Source organism: Rhodococcus sp. MPR-R1B (genome assembly GCF_058793255.1).
In genome coordinates this window covers 123,024-141,209 of the sequence record NZ_JBXAFO010000003.1, presented here as the reverse complement: position 1 = coordinate 141,209, position 18,186 = coordinate 123,024, and the positions used below count along the sequence as shown (strand labels likewise).

13 protein-coding genes are annotated in these 18,186 nt (G+C 62.1%); 10 read left to right on the top strand and 3 right to left on the bottom strand.

Annotation, left to right across the window (positions count from 1 at the left end; translation table 11 throughout):
* Positions 1-22: 22 nt before the first annotated feature.
* The gene (locus AC1Q61_RS05935; RefSeq protein WP_492651164.1) at positions 23-1,345 is read right to left on the bottom strand and encodes a ClC family H(+)/Cl(-) exchange transporter; all 1,323 of its coding nucleotides are present in this window, start codon (positions 1,343-1,345) and stop codon (positions 23-25) included.
* A gap of 114 nt (positions 1,346-1,459) precedes the next feature.
* A complete protein-coding gene (locus AC1Q61_RS05930) occupies positions 1,460-2,080 on the bottom strand; it encodes a LysE/ArgO family amino acid transporter (RefSeq protein WP_492651163.1) in 621 nt (206 codons plus the stop codon).
* 75 nt (positions 2,081-2,155) lie between these two features.
* Between AC1Q61_RS05930 and AC1Q61_RS05925 the strand changes: the two genes are divergently transcribed.
* The 5 genes from AC1Q61_RS05925 to AC1Q61_RS05905 all read left to right on the top strand — a co-directional run bounded on the left by AC1Q61_RS05925 (position 2,156) and on the right by AC1Q61_RS05905 (position 9,342).
* Positions 2,156-3,049 (top strand): LysR family transcriptional regulator ArgP, encoded by an 894-nt coding sequence (locus AC1Q61_RS05925; RefSeq protein ID WP_020909504.1) that lies wholly within the window; start codon positions 2,156-2,158, stop codon positions 3,047-3,049.
* 132 nt (positions 3,050-3,181) lie between these two features.
* A complete protein-coding gene (locus AC1Q61_RS05920; RefSeq protein ID WP_070796034.1) occupies positions 3,182-4,654 on the top strand; it encodes a class I adenylate-forming enzyme family protein in 1,473 nt (490 codons plus the stop codon).
* Positions 4,655-4,739: 85 nt separating this feature from the next.
* Positions 4,740-6,587 carry a DUF3556 domain-containing protein gene (locus AC1Q61_RS05915; RefSeq protein ID WP_492651162.1) on the top strand — a complete coding sequence of 616 codons (1,848 nt, stop codon included), beginning with the start codon at positions 4,740-4,742 and terminating at the stop codon, positions 6,585-6,587.
* Positions 6,584-8,017, top strand: a complete 1,434-nt coding sequence (locus tag AC1Q61_RS05910) for a phytoene desaturase family protein (protein WP_259118315.1) — start codon at positions 6,584-6,586, stop codon at positions 8,015-8,017. Before AC1Q61_RS05915 ends, AC1Q61_RS05910 begins: the two co-directional genes overlap by 4 nt.
* Before the next feature lie 35 nt (positions 8,018-8,052).
* Entirely contained in the window at positions 8,053-9,342 is a 1,290-nt protein-coding gene (locus AC1Q61_RS05905; protein ID WP_019745783.1) for a PucR family transcriptional regulator, read from the top strand.
* 91 nt (positions 9,343-9,433) lie between these two features.
* Here the strand turns inward: AC1Q61_RS05905 and AC1Q61_RS05900 are convergent, their stop codons facing one another.
* The gene (locus tag AC1Q61_RS05900; RefSeq protein ID WP_492651161.1) at positions 9,434-10,738 is read right to left on the bottom strand and encodes an HNH endonuclease signature motif containing protein; all 1,305 of its coding nucleotides are present in this window, start codon (positions 10,736-10,738) and stop codon (positions 9,434-9,436) included.
* Between the two features lie 115 nt (positions 10,739-10,853).
* On the opposite strand from AC1Q61_RS05900, the gene AC1Q61_RS05895 reads away from it, so the two are divergent.
* The 5 genes from AC1Q61_RS05895 to AC1Q61_RS05875 are packed head-to-tail and all read left to right on the top strand — an operon-like array spanning position 10,854 to position 18,103.
* A complete protein-coding gene (locus AC1Q61_RS05895) occupies positions 10,854-12,152 on the top strand; it encodes an SWIM zinc finger family protein (protein ID WP_060937816.1) in 1,299 nt (432 codons plus the stop codon).
* The gene (locus AC1Q61_RS05890) at positions 12,149-13,633 is read left to right on the top strand and encodes a DUF5691 domain-containing protein (RefSeq protein WP_492651160.1); all 1,485 of its coding nucleotides are present in this window, start codon (positions 12,149-12,151) and stop codon (positions 13,631-13,633) included. Before AC1Q61_RS05895 ends, AC1Q61_RS05890 begins: the two co-directional genes overlap by 4 nt.
* Entirely contained in the window at positions 13,630-14,745 is a 1,116-nt protein-coding gene (locus tag AC1Q61_RS05885; protein ID WP_020971138.1) for an ATP-binding protein, read from the top strand. The genes AC1Q61_RS05890 and AC1Q61_RS05885 overlap by 4 nt, the downstream gene beginning before the upstream one ends.
* Positions 14,742-16,928, top strand: a complete 2,187-nt coding sequence (locus AC1Q61_RS05880) for a DUF5682 family protein (protein ID WP_477846031.1) — start codon at positions 14,742-14,744, stop codon at positions 16,926-16,928. Before AC1Q61_RS05885 ends, AC1Q61_RS05880 begins: the two co-directional genes overlap by 4 nt.
* Positions 16,925-18,103, top strand: coding sequence for a VWA domain-containing protein (locus AC1Q61_RS05875; RefSeq protein ID WP_492651159.1), 1,179 nt, complete (start codon positions 16,925-16,927; stop codon positions 18,101-18,103). Before AC1Q61_RS05880 ends, AC1Q61_RS05875 begins: the two co-directional genes overlap by 4 nt.
* Positions 18,104-18,186 lie beyond the last annotated feature (83 nt).

Sequence of the window (18,186 nt, the reverse complement as noted above, 5' to 3'; positions counted from 1 at the left end):
TCGGGCACGATGTCGATCGTGATCATCGCAGAGGTGGGTGTCTAGTTTCCAACATCCGTTCTCGGAGACTGTCGTAGATAGGTGCCGACCCTGCCGCGGTGGCGACGAATACCGCTGCCGCAGTGGCAGCGACCATCGGAATTAGCGTCGACGTCACCGCTGTCATCTCGACCACGATCACGATGCCGGTGAACGGTGCGCGCACTACAGCGCCGAAGAAGGCAGCCATGCCGATGGTGGCCATGGTGACCGTCAGCCCGGCGTCCACTCCGGGCACGAAGCTCGACAGTCCGGTGAAGATCGACCCCCAGAGTGCGCCGAGTGCAAGTAAGGGAGCGAACAGTCCGCCGGGAGTTCCAGCGGCATACGAGAGCGGGCCAGTGAAGAACCGAACCGCCAAGTACAGCAGCAGGATCGGCAGTACGAAGGTCCTTCCGCCGACGATCATCTGTGCAAGAACGTCGCCGCCCCCACTAGCGAGAGGGTCGAGGAACAGCGTCAGGCCGATGACCGCGCCGATCGTTGCGCCGATGACAGTCGGCGGGATCCTGTCGAGTCGTGCAACGGCGTCGAGTAGACCCAGAATCAAGCGGTTGTAGGCGATACCGAGTAGCCCCGTGAGGATTCCGAAGACGACAAACAGTGGCAAGAGTGCGAGTTGAGGCGTCGGGACGGTGCCGACCTCGAAATCGGGTTGGTCACCGATGACAAGTCGTGCACAACCCACCGCGACCGAAACACCGAAAAGTGTTGGCAGCACGGTGCGCAGCCGAAATGAGTGCGTCACCTCCTCGCAGACGAACAGTGCCCCGGCGATCGGTGCGTTGAACGCGACGGCGAGTCCTGCTCCGGCCGTGGATGTTTGCAGCATGGCGACGTCCGGTTCGGCAAGGCGGGCCCGCCGTCCCGCTTCTGCCCCGATCGCCGCACCCATGTGTACGGTGGGGCCCTCGCGGCCGAGAACCAGACCGGAGCCGATCGCCAAGAGGCCGCCGATGAATCTGGCAGGCACGAGATTGATTCCCGGCGGCTTCGCTTCGCCGCGGGACACCGCCTCGACGTGCTGGATGCCGCTTCCCTTTGCGAGGGGTACTCGTCTGACGATCAGTACGGCCAGTACGGTGCACAAGGCCACCAGGACGACCGGCACGAGCCACCCGACGTACGGAACGTGATGCGCCCAGTTCACGATCGTCCGACGGAGTTCGTCGGCCCTGATCAGACACCAACGGAACGCGCCGCCGACAAATCCGACCCCGACGCCGGCGACCGCAGCGAGAAGGCACAGCAAACTCAGTCCGCGGTTGGAGTCACGCGGTTCGGTGCCGCCGTCGTCCTCGGTCATCGTGATCAGCCCTACCTGATGGTCACAACTCGCGACAGGTGAATTGAGCTTCCTCACCTTGGACGGTAACCCATCCCGATACCCGCAGTGCCGGATCGAGGTTGTGCAGCCGAGTCACAATTCGACAAGCAGGCTGATTCCGAGAACCGCCATCATCACGGCGATCAGAGCGTCGAGAATCCGCCAGGCGTTGGGTTTCGCAAAAAGCGGCGTCAGCAGACGTGCGCCGTAACCGAGGGCGCTGAACCAGACCACACTCGCGGCGATGGCACCGGCCGCAAACCACCAACGTCCGATTTCGCCGCGACCGTTGGCAATTGAACCCATGAGCACCACGGTGTCGAGGTAAACGTGTGGATTGAGCCAGGTGAGGGCCAATGCCATCGTGACGGCGGTCAGCCTCGAACCGTTGCCGTGCTGATCCGGTGCCAGCGTCTGGGGTCGAAGCGCCCGCTTGGCGGCGAAGATTGCATAGCTGAGGAGGAAGACCACACCGGCGATACGAACGAACGTGATCAGCGACGGTGCGTGTTCGAGGAGGGTCCCGATTCCGCTGATGCCTGCAAGGATCAGAATTGCGTCTGACAACGCGCACACTGCGACGATCGGGAGTACGTGCGATCGCGTCAGACCTTGGCGAAGAACAAACGCATTCTGGGCGCCGATTGCGACGATCAATGACAGTCCGACTCCGAAACCGACGAGGGCCGACGCAGGGTCGTTGGTGCTGAGCATGTTGTCGAGCCTGCCGCTCAGATTTCATTCAGTCCAGCTAATGATTCTTAGGACGCATCAGAGTAGCTTCAGATTATGTTGGATTTCGAGCAACTGAGGGCATTGCACGCCGCGGTCGACGAGGGAACCTTCGAGGCGGCGGCGCGGAAGCTGCACATCACGCCTTCGGCGGTCAGCCAACGAATCAAAGCTCTCGAGACCTCGGTTGGCCGGATCCTGGTGCAGCGCACCAAACCCATCCAGGTCACCGATTCCGGGAGAGAAGTCCTGCGTCTTGCCCGTCAGATAGACGCACTGTCGCGTGACACCGTGCGAGAACTCGGTTTGGAAAACGGTTCGAACACCTTCGCCCGCGTCTCGATCGCGGTCAATGCCGATTCGCTGTCCACTTGGGTTCTCGGGGCCCTCGCGGAGTTCACGCAAGAAGTCAGTTTCGATTTTCATCTCGACGATCAAGACCACACCACCGAACTGCTGCGCGACGGTTCGGTCATGGCTGCCGTCACGTCGGTTGCGTCACCGATTCAAGGGTGTACCTCCAGTCGGTTGGGCATCATGCGGTATCGGCCGATGGCGAGCGCAGAGTTCTGCCGTCGCTGGTTCGCAGATGGTGTCACGGCCGAATCCCTTTCGGAGGCACCGCTGGTGGTGTTCAATCGCAAGGATCTGCTGCAGGATCGGTACCTCGATCAAAAGGTCGGCCACCCGGCAGATCCGCCTCGCCATCTTGTTCCGTCATCGGCAGACTTCGCGGACGCCGTCAGACGGGGATACGGGTGGGGGTTGATACCGGACCTGCAGTGCGGCGAAGACGATCGCGGCGGAGTGCTGATCGGATTCGATCCGGACTTCGTGGATGACGTTCCGCTGTACTGGCAGCAGTGGAAACTGTCGTCACCCGTCTTGCGCCGGATCTCCGAAGTGGTGACCCGACGCGCTCACGAGGTGTTGCATCAGCCCTCGATCTGATGTTCGCCGCCCTTGCGGCGTTGTGCTCGGGGAACAAAGAACCTGGATAAGTTGATCCCCTGAGACCGTTTCTTCGGCCGCAGGACGCCGATAGTGTTTTGAGTCACACACGAATGAAAGGTGCTGACTCTCGTGGCGGACATCGGATATCTGGCTTGGGATCTTGCGGAGAAGTACGGGAAGAAGCCGTGCCTGCGGGACGACCACGTCGAACTCACGTATGAAGAGTTCGCAGAGCGTACGGAAGCTGTTGCCGCGCAATTGGCCGGACTCGGAATCGGACTCGGTGACGTGGTGGCGATCATGCTGCCCAATCGCGCCGAGTTGCTGATCGCGATCATGGCTGCCTGGCGCATCGGTGCTGCAGCTACGCCCATCAATCCGATGTTCACCGCGAACGAAGCGGATTACCAGATCGCGGACTCCGGGGCCGAGTTGGTCATCACCGCTACTGCCGATGCGCCCTCGGGTGGCCGTGCGGTGTTGGTCGTCGACGATCTGGCGACAGTGCCGCCGACCGATCCCCGACCCGGAATCGATGTTGCAGCAGACGATCTGGCGTTGCTCATCTACACCAGCGGCTCCACTGGACGGCCCAAGGGAGTGATGCTCACGCATTCCAACCTGCAGTTCATGGCTTCGTCGATGGGCAAGAACATCGGTGTTACCGGCGCGGATCACTGCCTGCTGATTCTGCCGTTGTTCCATGTCAACGCGATCTGCGTCAGCGTCCTGACGCCCTTGCTTGTCGGCGGACAGGTGAGTGTCACCGGGAAGTTCTCGGTTTCGAGATTCTTCGACGACGTTGCGCGGCTTCGCCCCACGTATTTCTCGGCGGTGCCGGCAATCTACGCGATGCTGACCTCGCAGCCGGAAGACGCCTCGATCAATACGTCATCTTTGAGATTTGCCGTGTGCGGTGCGGCGCCGATCAGCAAGGAACTCCTCGAACGCGCGGAGCAGCGTTTCGGTTTCGTGATCGTGGAGGGTTACGGACTCACCGAGGGGACCTGTGCGTCGGCCTGTAATCCTGTGGAGGGCCTGCGCAAGCTCGGTACGGTCGGCCCGGCGTTGCCCGGCCAGCAGATTGCCATTCTTGCCGAGGACGGAACCTTTGCTCCCGTCGGAACTGCCGGAGAGGTGGTCATCAAGGGCGGCAACGTGATGCGTGGCTATCTGGGCAAGCCGGAGGAGACCGCGAAGACCGTCAAGGATGGTTGGTTGCATACCGGCGACGTCGGGGTCCTCGACGAAGACGGCTACCTGACCCTGGTCGATCGCATCAAGGACATGATCATCCGTGGGGGCGAGAACATCTACCCCAAGGAGATCGAAAATTCGCTCGCCACACATCCTTCCGTGCTCGAGGCCGCCGTCATCGGCGCTCCGCACCAGGTCTACGGAGAGGTGCCAGTTGCCTATGTCGTTGCCTACCCCGACGCGCCCGTCACCGAAGGCGAACTGCTCGAACATGTCACGGCCTTGCTCACCCGAGTAAAGGTGCCAGTGGCGATCTACGTCGTCGATACGCTTCCCCGAAACCCGGTGGGCAAGATCGACAAACCCGGAATGAGACGAGCTTTGAGCGCAACTCCCGCTCACTAGTCCCTTCCCCGTAATACCAGCACAACTCGACGACGTGCGTCGAGTCGATCCGTCATGCCCACATTCCGTATTTCAGGAGCACATCATGGGATTCAAAGAAGGAAACTTCCCTCCCGTCGATCCGGCAACCTTCATGGACAAGCCGTTTCTCGAGCGTCTGCGTGACATGTCCACGCACTGGGTGGATTACGGCTTCGGTACACCGAAGATGGTCCACACCGTCTACATCATGAAACTGTTGTTCCTCTACCTGGCAGCTGGAACAGCCGTTGCCACTTTGACTTCCGGCCTCTCGTGGTTCGACATCGGATCATGGTGGAACCAGCCGATCGTCTACCAGAAACTCATCATCTGGACCATGATGCTCGAAATCCTGGGCCTGGCAGGGTCTTGGGGTCCATTGGCCGGCCACTTCAAACCGATGACCGGTGGAGTTCTCTACTGGATCCGCCCCGGCACGATTCGCCTTCCACCGTGGCCGGGCAAGGTGCCGCTCACCTCGGGTGACACCCGCACGGTGTTCGACGTCGTCATCTACGTCGCCGTAGTCGCCAATCTTCTTGTTGCCGTAGTTCTTCCCGGCGTTCACACCGCAGGAATCGATTCGGCAATCGCCGACAATGCCGGACTGGTACGCCCGACGGTCTTGTACTCCTTCCTCGTGCTCATGGTGATTCTCGGGTTGCGGGACAAGGTGCCCTTCATCGCTGCCCGTAGTGAGCAGTACCTGCCGGCGATCTTCTTCTTCACGTTCCTGCCCTTCGTCGACATGATTCTGGCGCTCAAACTGCTGATCGTCATGGTGTGGATCGGTGCCGGTGTCTCGAAGTTCGGCCGTCACTTCTCGCTGGTGGTCCCCCCGATGCTCAGCAATACGCCGTGGATCCCGTCGAAGAAGATCAAGCGTGCGCACTACCGGAATTTCCCGGAGGATCTGCGGCCCTCGCACCTCGGCGGCGGGGTCGCACACGTGGCCGGAACGATGGTCGAGATCGTCACCCCGCTGATACTGCTGTTCTCGACGAACAAGACACTCACCATCCTCGCTGTGATCCTCATGGTCGGATTCCATCTCTTCATCGCGTCGACCTTCCCGCTGGCCGTTCCGCTGGAATGGAATCTTCTGTTCGCTTACGCCTCGGTCTTCCTGTTCCTGGGCTTTCCGGCGTGGGACGGCTACGGCCTCGGCGCCATGTCTTCACCCTGGATCACAGCGGGAATTATTGCAGCCCTTGCCTTCTTCCCCATTCTCGGAAACCTTCGACCCGATCTGGTGTCGTTCCTGCCGTCGATGCGTCAGTACGCCGGCAACTGGGCATCTGCGACGTGGGCATTCGCGCCGGGCGCCGAAGCGAAGATCGACCAGTACATCAAGCGTCCGTCGCCGGATACGCGTAATCAGTTGATGACGATGTACCCCGAAGATGTGTCCGATGTCGTTCTGCATCAGCTGTTGGGTTGGCGTTCCATGCACAGCCAGGGGCGTGCACTGTTCTCACTGATGATCAGGCACCTCGGCGACGACATCAACACGTACTCGCTGCGGGAAGCCGAGTTCATGTGCAACTCCATCGTCGCCTTCAACTTCGGTGACGGGCACCTGCACGACGCGAAGTTGATTGCCGCCATTCAGCGTCGCTGCAATTTCGCGCCCGGCGAGTTCCTGGTGACCTGGATCGAATCGCAGCCCATCCACAAGGGAACGCAGGAGTACCAGGTGATCGACGCCGCTCTCGGCGTCATCGAACGGGGTACTTTCAAGGTCGCCGACGCAGTTGCCGAACAGCCGTGGTTACCGAACGGGCCCATTCCGTTCGACGTTCAGTGGACACTGGACGTACGGGCCGACCGCGCGGCAACAGATCCGCAGGTGGTCTCCGAACCGAAGATGCGTACGAGGGTCAGCGGTAGCGAGCAAGAGGTGAGTAAGTGACAAAGGCCGTAGTCGTCGGCAGCGGGCCCAATGGGCTCGCTGCCGCGGTACACCTCGCACGTAGCGGTGTGGACGTGCGGGTGCTCGAGGCTGCCGACCAGATCGGCGGAGGCACCCGCTCCGGTCCGATCGACGTACCGGGGTTGATTCACGATCACTGCTCGGCGTTTCACCCAATGGGTATCGGCTCGCCGTACCTGTCAAAGTTGGACCTCGAGCGATACGGGCTGATCTGGAGATGGGCAGAGGTGGACTGCGCGCATCCGCTCGACAACGGGGACGCCGGTGTTCTGTACCGCTCGCTGGAGCAGACGGCGGCGGGACTCGGCGCGGACGGACCTCGATGGCAACGCATGTTCGGTGACTTGTCGACGGGATTCGATGCATTGGCGTCCGACCTGATGCGCCCGATCGTCAATGTTCCGCGCCATCCGCTTCGGCTCGCAGCTTTCGGTCCGCGAGCGCTGCTTCCGGCAACCGTGACCGCGAAGTTGTGGAAGACCGACAAAGGGAAGGCGCTGTTCGGCGGGGTTGCCGCGCACGCCTTCTATCCACTCAACCGTCCGGCCACCTCGGCGGTGGGATTGATGATCACTGCTGCTGGTCACCGCTACGGTTGGCCGGTTGCCGAGGGAGGTTCGCGTTCGATCACCGACGCCATGGCCGCGATGCTCCTCGATCACGGCGGCAAGATCGACACCGGCATTCGGGTTCGCACGGCCTCCGAGATTCCGGACGCCGATGTTGTTCTGCTGGATGTCAATCCGGGGGGTGCGCTCGAAATCCTGGGCGATCGACTCCCGGGCCGAGTGGCGAGAGCCTATCGAAAGTTCAAGCAGGCTCCCGGAGCGTTCAAGGTCGATTTTGCGATCGAAGGTCATGTGCCGTGGACCAATCCGGATTGCGCTCGGGCCGGAACTGTCCATCTGGCAGGTGGTTTCGACGAAATCGTGGCCGCTGAGCGTGAGACGAATTCAGGCCGCATGCCGGACCGGCCGTTCGTGCTCCTCGGTCAGCAATACCTGGCTGATTCCACCCGATCCGCCGGGAACGTTCATCCGCTGTACGCCTATGCGCACGTGCCACACGGATATGCCGGCGACGCTACAGAGGCGATCATTCGTCAGATCGAGAGGTTTGCGCCAGGATTCCGGGATCAGATCGTCGCGACATCGAGCAGTGGTACAGCTGACCTGGCACAAGACAATCCGAATCAGGTAGGCGGCGACATCATCGGAGGTGCCAACACCGAACTGCAGGTTGTCTTGCGTCCGCGCGTCGCAGTCGATCCGTACAGCACGGGGATCGCGGGCACTTACCTGTGCTCGGCCTCGACCCCGCCGGGTGCCGGAGCACATGGAATGTGCGGGTACAACGCGGCCGAATCGGCTCTGAAGTACCTGCGACGAAAGGGTGCGGAAGTTCTGTGAGTAGTCCATCGCACAAGGAGCGAGGCGCCGGCGCGATGCGGCGCCTCGCCCGAGTGCCTGCAGCCGCGGAGCCGGAAGTGCTTGCGGTGGTTGCCGAGTTGGCCCGACGACTCGACGAGCGCAGTGCCGACATCGCGCGTGAGATGGCCTTCATGATGGCTCACGAAATCGACCAATTGGATGCAGACGCCAAATTGCTCGAAATGCTCGAGGCCAGCGTGCAGGGAAACATCACGACGATCATCCACGTATTGGCCAACGACATTCCGATCGATCATCTCCAACCGACCACTGCCGCAGTGGAATACGCTCTGCGTCTGGCGCAGCGGGACGTTCCGTCCAACTCTCTCGTTCGGGCCTACCACATGGGCCAAGGCGATCTGATGCGGATCTGTCACGACGAGATCAGCACACTGGATATTCCGGCGCGACTCACTTTGGCTGTCCTGAAACACACTTCGGATGTGGTCTACAGCTACATCGACTGGATCACGCTCTACGTCTTCGACGCGTACGAGCGGGAACGCAGTCGATGGATGGCAGCGCAGGGAAACCTCCATTCGGCCGCGATCCACGCCCTCCTGTCCGGCACCAACGCAGATACCGCTGCATTCGAAGCTGAGACCGGATACCGCCTCGGTCAGAACCACGTCGCCCTGGTGGTTTGGTCGACGTGGGATGCGGACGTCATGGGCATCAACACGCTCGATCGACTCGTACGTGATCTCGGCGCAGCGGCGGGAGCGGACAAGCCGCCGATCATCACCGCCATCGATCGACGCACGGTGTGGGCGTGGCTGCCGTTCGGTCGCCGGGTGCCTGCGCCGGATCCGGAGGTTCTCGCGGCGGCAGTGCCGTTGGACGGCGGAGCGCGGGTGGCAATCGGACTGCCAGGGTCAGGGGTCGAAGGTTTCAAGCGATCTCACGAACAGGCAACCGCCGCCTATTCGGTTGCTGCCGTGCCGGATACGCCGCAACGGCCGGTGGTGAGCTTCGGGGACCGCGGCGTCGCTGTTGTTTCACTTCTGTCCGAGAACATCGATTCTACGAAGTCATGGGTCTGGGAGGTGCTAGGCCCGTTGGCGGACGATACGCCTTCTGCTGCATCCTTGCGGACGACGTTGAGTGTGTACTTCGCCCACGGAGAAAGCCATCTGCACACTGCCAATCACATGAATCTGCACCGGAATACCGTGAAGTATCGCATCAACAAGGCGCTCGGGGATCCAGTCGCTGCCGGCCGAGACAAGTTGGATCTCGCTCTGGCTCTGCAGGTTTGTGAGTTGTTGGGTAGATCGGTTCTGCGCCCCGCTAAAACCTCGTGAGTCATGGACGCGACACGGCCTGTGGGCTCCGTATCGGGGTTTGATGTCCGATGCGGAGCCTGGCCGTGTTCTGTTGTGCCTGAGGTTCTTCTCAGGTTTTGAAGGTGGTGTTCGCGGGCCGTGGGTGCTGGCCGGGGTCGATCGAGGGTGGTGGGATGAACCAGGGTTTGTTGTCGACGCCGATGCGGATTTCCCATTTCCCGACGAATCCAGTTTTTCGGTGCATCAATCGATGATGTGAACGGCACAGTAGGACAAGGTTGTTCATCACCGTCGGGCCGCCGTTGGCCCAGTGCCGGATGTGGTGCGCGTCGGTCCAGGCCGGTACACATGTGCAGCCGGGGAACGCGCAGCCTTTGTCTCGGGCGATCAACGCCACTCGCTGTTCGGCGGACACTAATCGCTTTCCGGGTTTCGCATCGAGCGGCGCCCCGTGGTCGTCGAGCAGTACGGTGGACAGGAAACAGTCGCAGCCGAGGAGTCTGGTCTGCGACACGGACAGTGGTCCGAGCCACGGCATGTGCCCGACATCGAGATCCGACACAGCCACAGCAACACCATCGGGCAAGGGTGCGGCGGCGCAGTCCCGATGCTCCGCGAGATCGCGGGCGTTGATGTGCACGTTCACGTGCGGACGCTGGCCACCATCGACACCGGTTTTGGCGCAGTCCAAATACCGGCGGATCAGTTCGGTGAACCCGTCCGCGGTCCGCTTCGCTGCCGACCGGGTATCGGGGGTTCCATCGGGTGCCGGGGTGGGCATCGTCAGATTCGACAACGCCGACAGCAGCATTTCCCCGGTGAGGGCATCGAAATCGCCGCGCACCACCACCCGGCCGTTCAATGTCGACGCGATGCGGAGCTCGTTGCGGTCGATATCTTCGGCGGGTGGAATCTCATCGGATTCGAAAATGCGCTCCAAGGTCGCGATGACGTTCCGTACTTTCGTGGTCGTGGCCTCGACTCCGGACGCGGCAGCCAACAACAAATCGATACAGCGAGGGAGCGCCTCCTCCGGCATCCCCTTCGGTGGTGACTCGCAGAACGCCACGATCAACACCGCATGATCGAAGGAGCAGTCCCCGACATCGAACCGGGCAGCCACCGCGGGAAACGGCCGTAGCGCTGCACCCAGGGCGGCGATCTTCTTCCCGTCCCGAACCTGCAGCATCGTGTTTGCCGCCAACCACGAACCGACCCCGCGGCTGGCGATCACCTGATCATCGGGACGCATCGACAACTCGTCGACCACTGCCACACGAACAGCCTCGAGACGAAGAATCTCCGCACTCGCCTCGATAGCAGCGGTACGTAACTCCGCAGCAGTCAACCGCCACAGTCGTCCGCGCAACCCCACCGCAGAACCCGAGACCACATCCGACAACAGAACACTCATTGAATCCCCCGATCCCTCCCCAAACAATACTCGAACATGCGTTCGAGTCAAGAGCTGATTTACTAAAGAATCGGCCTGACTCTGCGATGTCAGCGGGTTGTCATACTGTGGTCGAGTGACTTCGCCGTGGACAGCTGGGCAGGTGGCGTCGGTAGCTCCCGACGCCGCATCGCTGGCCGCTGCGCGTAAGTTGGCTGGTTCGTGGAGCCATGCCGGCAGTAGCGGTCTCGCGCTCTGGGGGCTGTGTCAGGGCAGCGGCTCGAAGCCGTATCAAGCAGTGGTCGACCTGCGGGGCCCTGCATACAAGTGCTCGTGCCCCAGTCGAAAGTTTCCGTGCAAACATGCTCTGGGGCTGCTGGTGGAATGGTCGGAAGGGCGTGTGCCGACGGCGGACGAGCCCGCCGACTTCGCGGCAGAGTGGTTGTCGCGCCGCGAGGAGAAGACCGAGAACACCGGCGAAAGCGGCGACGAGGCGCCCAAGAAGTCTCCCGACCCGGCGACAGCGCAGAAGCGCGCCGACCGCGTTGCGAGCGGGCTCGTCGAATTGGACCTGTGGATCACCGATCAGATCCGGGGCGGTCTGGCGGCGATGGACACGTCCTGGGCGGGCTTCGACGCGGTAGCCGCTCGAATGGTGGATGCTCAGGCGCCCGGTATTGCAGGCACGCTTCGAGCATTGGCGGGAATCGTTGCGTCTACGGAGAACTGGCCCGAGAAGGTCCTCGACGAGTTGGCTCGGTTGCACCTGCTGGTCGCTGCGCATCAGAAGCTGTCCGAGTTGCCGGAAGATCTTGCCTATTCGGTGAAAGCGCACGTCGGCTATCCCGTCTCAACCGAGAGTGTGATGGAATCGATTCCGGTGAAAGAGAACTGGATGATTCTCGGTTCCGGGATCACCGAGGAGAAGCGACTGTTCACCCGAACCGTGTGGATGCTCGGCAGGAATTCGAAACGGTGGGCCATGCTGCTCGACTTCTCCCACGGGTCACCCAACTTTGCCACCGAAACGCCGCCAGTCGGGTTTCTGCTCAATGCCGATGTTCATTTCTATCCCGGTGCCGCGGCATTGCGGGCGCGGATGGGGGCAACGCACGGTGAACCGGAGCCCTTCACAACCATGCCGTTCGGAAGCATCGACGCTGCGTTGCAGCAGTTTACCGATGCCCTCGCCGCAGATCCCTGGTTGCGCTCATGGCCGGCAGTGATCAGTTCGGTGGTCCCGTCGTTCGTCGACGGTTCCTGGTTTCTCGTCGACGAATCTGGCACAGCGCTTCGGGCAGAAGGTGATTCGGATCTTCTGTGGAAGTTGCTCGGTATTTCCGGCGGGTACCCGGTCACGGTCTGCGGAACGTGGAATGCGCTGGCTCTTACTCCGATCTCGGTTTTCACGGGAGGGCAGGTGATCGTGCTGTGAGCACATTGATCTCGGTTGCTCTTCTCGGGACTGCCAGAACCTCGACAACATTCGAGGAGCTGCCGGCCGAAGTGCGAGGCCATGCCCGCGAACTCGACGGCGATCCTGCCGAGATGCTTCTCGCAGCAGCAGCGTTGGAGAGGGCGTACCGCCGTGGCGGTGCGGGCTCCACCACGGCGGCGGTGCCGACACCTGCTCCAGACGATGTGCGATTCACGCTGCCGGAATCCTCATCGGCGCACCTGCTGTCGATGCTCGCGGCCAAAGCGACCTTGCTCGACGAGTGGTTCGCAGTCGCGTTGGAGCGCAACTACCGTGCGCCTGATCATCTGGTCGCCGAGTTGCTTTCCTTTGCACGTGCGAGCGAAGCTCACCGGGAGAGCATCCTGCAGATCGTCGGCGAGCGTGGCCGATGGCTAGCCGCGCAAAACCCCGAGTGGAGCAAGCTCGTCCGAACCAGGGATGCAAATCCGGATGTCTGGCGTCACGGAAGTTCGTCCCAGCGCACGCAGTGGCTGATAGACACTCGCCGAACAGATCCCGCGCTGGCACTGGCCGAACTCAGAAAATCGTGGGGCACCGAGCGGGGCGAACAGAAGACTGCATTTGTCTCGACTCTGGCAATCGGATCGAGCGCCGACGATCAACCATTGTTGGAGGAAGCCCTCGACGACCGTCGCAAGGACGTGCGACGCGCAGCAGCGGAGGTGCTCGGACGTATTCCCGAATCGGAGTTCGGGGAGCGAATGGCTGCGCGGGTTCAGAAATGGGCGCGGGTGGAGCGGAAACTGCTTCGATCCACGTTGGTCATCCTGCCGCCTGAGGAAGTCGATGCGGCGTCAAGGCGAGACGGCATCGAAGATCGGCCGAATCCACACACCGACTATCGTGCCGAGTACGTGCGTCAGGCGATCAGTTCTGCACCGTTGTCTTTGTGGAACAACATGATCGGTGAACCCGGCAAGGTCATGGGGATGAGCGTTGACGAAGGCTGGGAGCCGATCCTTCACGACGCTTGGTCCACCGCTGCAGTCGCGCAGAACAATGCGGAATGGGCGCTGGAACTCTTTCGCACGCGCGGCACGGCCACCGATCGACGCCTACTCCCGTTGGTGTCGGCCAAGGCGTTGGCTGACCTGTTGAGGTCTGGAAACGGCGACGCCAACGTTCTGCACCCGGGCAGGGCAGCGATCTACGACGCTCTGCGAGGTCCATGGCCAGATGACATCACCCGGGCAGTCGTGGCCCAGTGGGAACGAGTTGCGGCCAGACGTGCCGATGGGGGCGCCAAGGCCGGCGAATTCTCGCGCTACAAATACAGCGCATCGCTACGCCTAGCCGAGAGTCGATTTCCCTACAGCGCAGTAACTTTGCTCGATCGGGCTGCGGAACGTGCACGTGACCCGGACTGGCGGCAGACCTTCGCCAGAACTGCCAGCGCCATCACCCACCGCAAGACCCTGCTCGAGGAGCTCACATGACTGACAGCGCAACCGTGCCCACCACAGAACCGGCAAAGCTGATGCGGCCCCACGCAGAGCAGGAGTACGCACTCGAACTCGAAGCACTGGCCGCGCAGGACACCCGCCCGCGTCCACCGTCGTGGAACTTGTCGCCCTGGGCCGTGGTGACGTATCTGTTGGGTGGCACTCTCGACGACGGAACGGTCATTTCACCGAAGTACGTCGGTCCACGGCGGTTGATGGAAGTGGCCGTCGCAACTCTTGCCACCGACCGGGCGCTACTGCTGTTGGGCGTGCCGGGTACAGCCAAGACCTGGGTCTCCGAACACCTTTCGGCTGCAATCTCGGGTGCGTCGACGCTCCTGGTTCAAGGCACGTCGGGTACGCCCGAGGAAGCTATCCGCTACGGCTGGAACTACGCACGCCTTCTCTCGGAGGGGCCGACCGCCGGTGCGCTGGTGCCGTCACCTGTGATGACCGCGATGGAAACCGGGAAGATCGCCCGCGTCGAAGAGTTGACGCGTATTCCGGCCGACGTGCAGGACGCCCTCATCACCATTCTCTCCGAGAAGACGTTGCCGGTGCCGGAACTGGGCATCGAGGTGCAGGCAGCCAAGGGCTTCAATCTGATCGCTACCGCCAACGATCGCGATCGCGGTGTCAACGATCTGTCGTCCGCACTGCGTCGACGGTTCAACACAGTTGTTCTCCCGTTGCCGGCCAGCGAGGAGGACGAGGTGGCTATCGTGGCACGCCGAGTCGAACAGTTGGGCGCAGCACTGGAATTGCCGACAACCCCCGCAGCAGCCGAGGAAATTCGCCGGGTCGTCACCGTGTTCCGGGAACTGCGATCAGGCACGACCACCGACGGCCGCACCAAGTTGAAGTCCCCGTCCGGAACTCTGTCGACGGCGGAGGCGATCTCGGTGGTCACCAACGGTTTGGCGTTGTCTGCGCATTTCGGGGACGGCGTACTGCGGGCATCCGACGTCGCTGCCGGAATCCTGGGTTCGGTGATCAAGGATCCGGTCGCAGACAAGGTTGTGTGGAACGAGTACCTCGAGGCAGTAGTGCGTGAACGCGGCGAGTGGTCCGACTTCTACCGGGCGTGCCGCGAGGTCACCGGGTGACCATCGTGATTCCGGACCTGCGTGTCCGGGTCTTCGGTATCCGTCACCACGGCCCGGGATCTGCTCGTTCGGTTCGGCAGGGCCTGGACGAGTTTTCCCCCGACGTGGTCCTGATCGAAGGTCCTTCGGATGCAGACCCGTTGGTGATGCTGGCGGCATCGGAGTCGATGGAACCGCCGATTGCGTTGCTCGCGTACGCCACTGGCGAACCGTCGAAGGCGGCATTCTGGCCGTTTGCGGTGTTCTCACCCGAATGGCAAGCGCTGCAGTGGGCTGCGAAGAACGGTGTGCAGGCAAGGTTCTGCGATCTGCCTGCGTTCAACGTGTTGGCGGATCAGGGGATTCGTACTGTCCGCGAGGGCGATCCTCTGTCTGAACTGGCCGCGGCCGCGGGTTTCGACGACACCGAACGCTGGTGGGATTCGGTGATCGAATCAAGTTCGGGCGCAGATTCTTTCGATGCGATCACCGAGGCGATGGAGGCGCTGCGTGAGACGGTGCCGATCGACGAGGAGACAGCGCATCGCGAAGCATATATGCGGCAGGTGCTGCGAAAGACGTTGAAGGATGGCGCCGAGCGGGTAGCGGTCGTCTGCGGTGCCTGGCACGCGCCGGCGTTGGTCGGAGCCCTGGGGCCTGCGGCACCCGACGCCCGCATTCTCAAGGGGATGTCCAAGGTCAAGACCTCGCTGACCTGGGTTCCCTGGACACATTCACGCCTGGCGTCGGCATCGGGTTACGGAGCCGGAATTACCTCGCCGGGCTGGTATCACCATCTGTTCACCGCGAACGACAAGACGATCACGCGGTGGCTCACCAAAGTTGCGAGGGTGCTCAGGGACGAGGACCTTCCGATCTCGAGTGCTCACGTCATCGAAGCTGTCCGATTGGCAGATACGTTGGCTGCACTGCGTTCTCGCCCGCTGGCCGGATTGTCGGAAGTTACCGAGGCTACGAGGTCGGTAATGTGCGACGGAAACGACGTTCTTCTGGATCTGATCACACGAAGACTCGTTGTGGGCGAAGCCCTGGGCACGGTGCCCGAAGAAACTCCGACGGTTCCGCTCGAAGCAGACCTGCGAGCACGTTCGAAGACTTTGCGGCTCAAACAACAAGCGGGAGCCAAGAATCTCGATCTGGACCTGCGACGCGATATCGACGTCGAGCGTTCCCAGTTCCTGCACCGACTGGGGATCCTCGAGATCGATTGGGGAACCCCGGCCGACAGTGAGGTCCGTTCCACCGGAACTTTCCGAGAGACTTGGGCGCTGCAATGGAAGCCCGAATTCTCGGTCTCGGTGATCGAGGCGTCGCTGTGGGGTACGACGGTGGCCGCAGCGGCGGCATCACGTGTCGTCTCGAAGATCAACGAGCCGGACATCACTCTCGCGTCACTGATCGGACTACTGGAGAGCTCACTGCTCGCAAACCTCCCGGCAGCTTTGTCTGCGGTTTTGGAGAGTGTGAAAACGGTTGCGGCACTAGACCATGACGTGTCACATCTGATGGCTGCGCTACCGGCGCTGACCCGAACGCTGCGATACGGCGATGTGCGCGGAACCGATGTGACGGCGTTGATCGACGTCGCCGACAGTTTGTTGATCCGGATCTGCACCGGCCTCGCAGTCGCCGTCACCGGACTGGACGATCCCAGCGCCGAGGAGTTTCGCGATCACCTCGACAAGGTTCACTCGGCAGTCATGGTCCGTGACGATCGCGATGCGAGCGCACGGTGGCTGCAGGCGATGGCCGGCGTGATCGACCGTGACGACGTCAACGGTTTACTCGTCGGACGGATGGTGCGGCTACTGCGCGACAGCGGTTCGATCACGGAAACCGCTGCAGCCCAGCGCTTGTCTCGGGCCCTGTCCGTGGGCAGCGCGCCGACCGCCAAAGCCGGGTGGGTCGACGGGTTTCTCGGCGGCGGAGGGCTTGTGCTAGTTCACGATCGAGCGTTGCTCACGCTGATCGACACGTGGGTCCGCCAACTTCGTGAGCAGGACTTCATCGACACGCTTCCGTTGCTTCGACGCACGTTCGGAGCCTTCGAGGCAGGGGAGCGTCGAGCGATCGGTCAGGCGGTCAGAGGTGGACGACGCGTCGAGACGACAGTGGAGACCGATACTCGACGCGGCCGAGCGGCAATGGCGGTTGTTGCCGAGATACTGGGAGCGCGCGTATGAGCGACGACGATCAGCGCCTTCGGCGCTGGAGATTGATGCTCGGGGAATCCGCCGAAGAATCGACGGGAGGGCTGGGCCAACCGGGCGAGCGTCGAATGGATGCAGCTCTCGCAGCGCTCTACGACTCGTCCGGCCCGACCAAGGGGCGCCGCCGCTCCGCCGGATTGGGGGCGTCGGCGCCGTCCGTCGCCAGATGGCTCGGCGATATCCGAACGTACTTTCCCAGCACGGTGGTGCAGGTGATGCAGAAGGACGCAATCGACCGACTGGGTTTGGCGCAGTTGCTGCTCGAACCGGAACTGCTCGATGCCGTCGAGCCCGATGTACATCTGGTCGGGACGCTGCTGAGCCTCAACCAGGTCATGCCGGAGGCCAGCAAGGCCACTGCGCGAATGGTCGTCGGGAAGGTGGTTCGGGAAGTCGAAGAGCGAATCGCGCAGAAAACGAAGGCCGCGGTGACCGGGGCACTCAATCGTTCGGCCAGAACGTCGAATCCGAAGTTGCGTGACATCGACTGGGACCGAACCATCCGAGCAAATCTGTCGCACTACCTGCCGGAGTATCGAACCGTCGTCCCCGAGCGGCTCGTCGGATACGGCCGCAAGTCGAAATCTGTGCAGCGCGACGTGGTCCTGGCGATCGACCAATCGGGTTCGATGGCCTCCAGCGTCGTCTACGCGTCCGTGTTCGGCGCGGTGTTGGCGTCGATGCAAGCGCTGAAGACTTCGCTCGTGGTTTTCGACACCGCCGTCGTCGATCTGACGGACAAACTGTCCGACCCCGTCGACGTCCTGTTCGGGACCCAACTTGGTGGGGGCACGGACATCAACCGCGCAATCGCGTACAGCCAGTCGCTGATCTCGCGTCCTGCCGAGTCGATGTTTGTTCTGATCTCGGACCTCTACGAGGGCGGTATTCGGAACGAGATGCTGCGGCGCATGGCGGCCATGAAGAATGCCGGCGTTCAGGTTGTGGTTCTGCTGGCGCTCTCGGACGACGGCGCTCCATCGTTCGATCACGACAATGCAGCGGCGCTGGGTGCCCTCGGGATTCCCGCGTTTGCGTGCACGCCGGACAAGTTTCCGGAACTGCTCGCGGTCGCTCTGGAACGCGGCGACGTGTCGGCCTGGGCGGATCAACTCGCACTCGAACAGTGCAGACTCGAACAGCGCTGACTCGAACGGCACTGACTCAAACAGCCTCGAACAGCCTCAAACAGCACTGACCGGTCTGCTTCGAAGACCTGAGCACCGGGTAC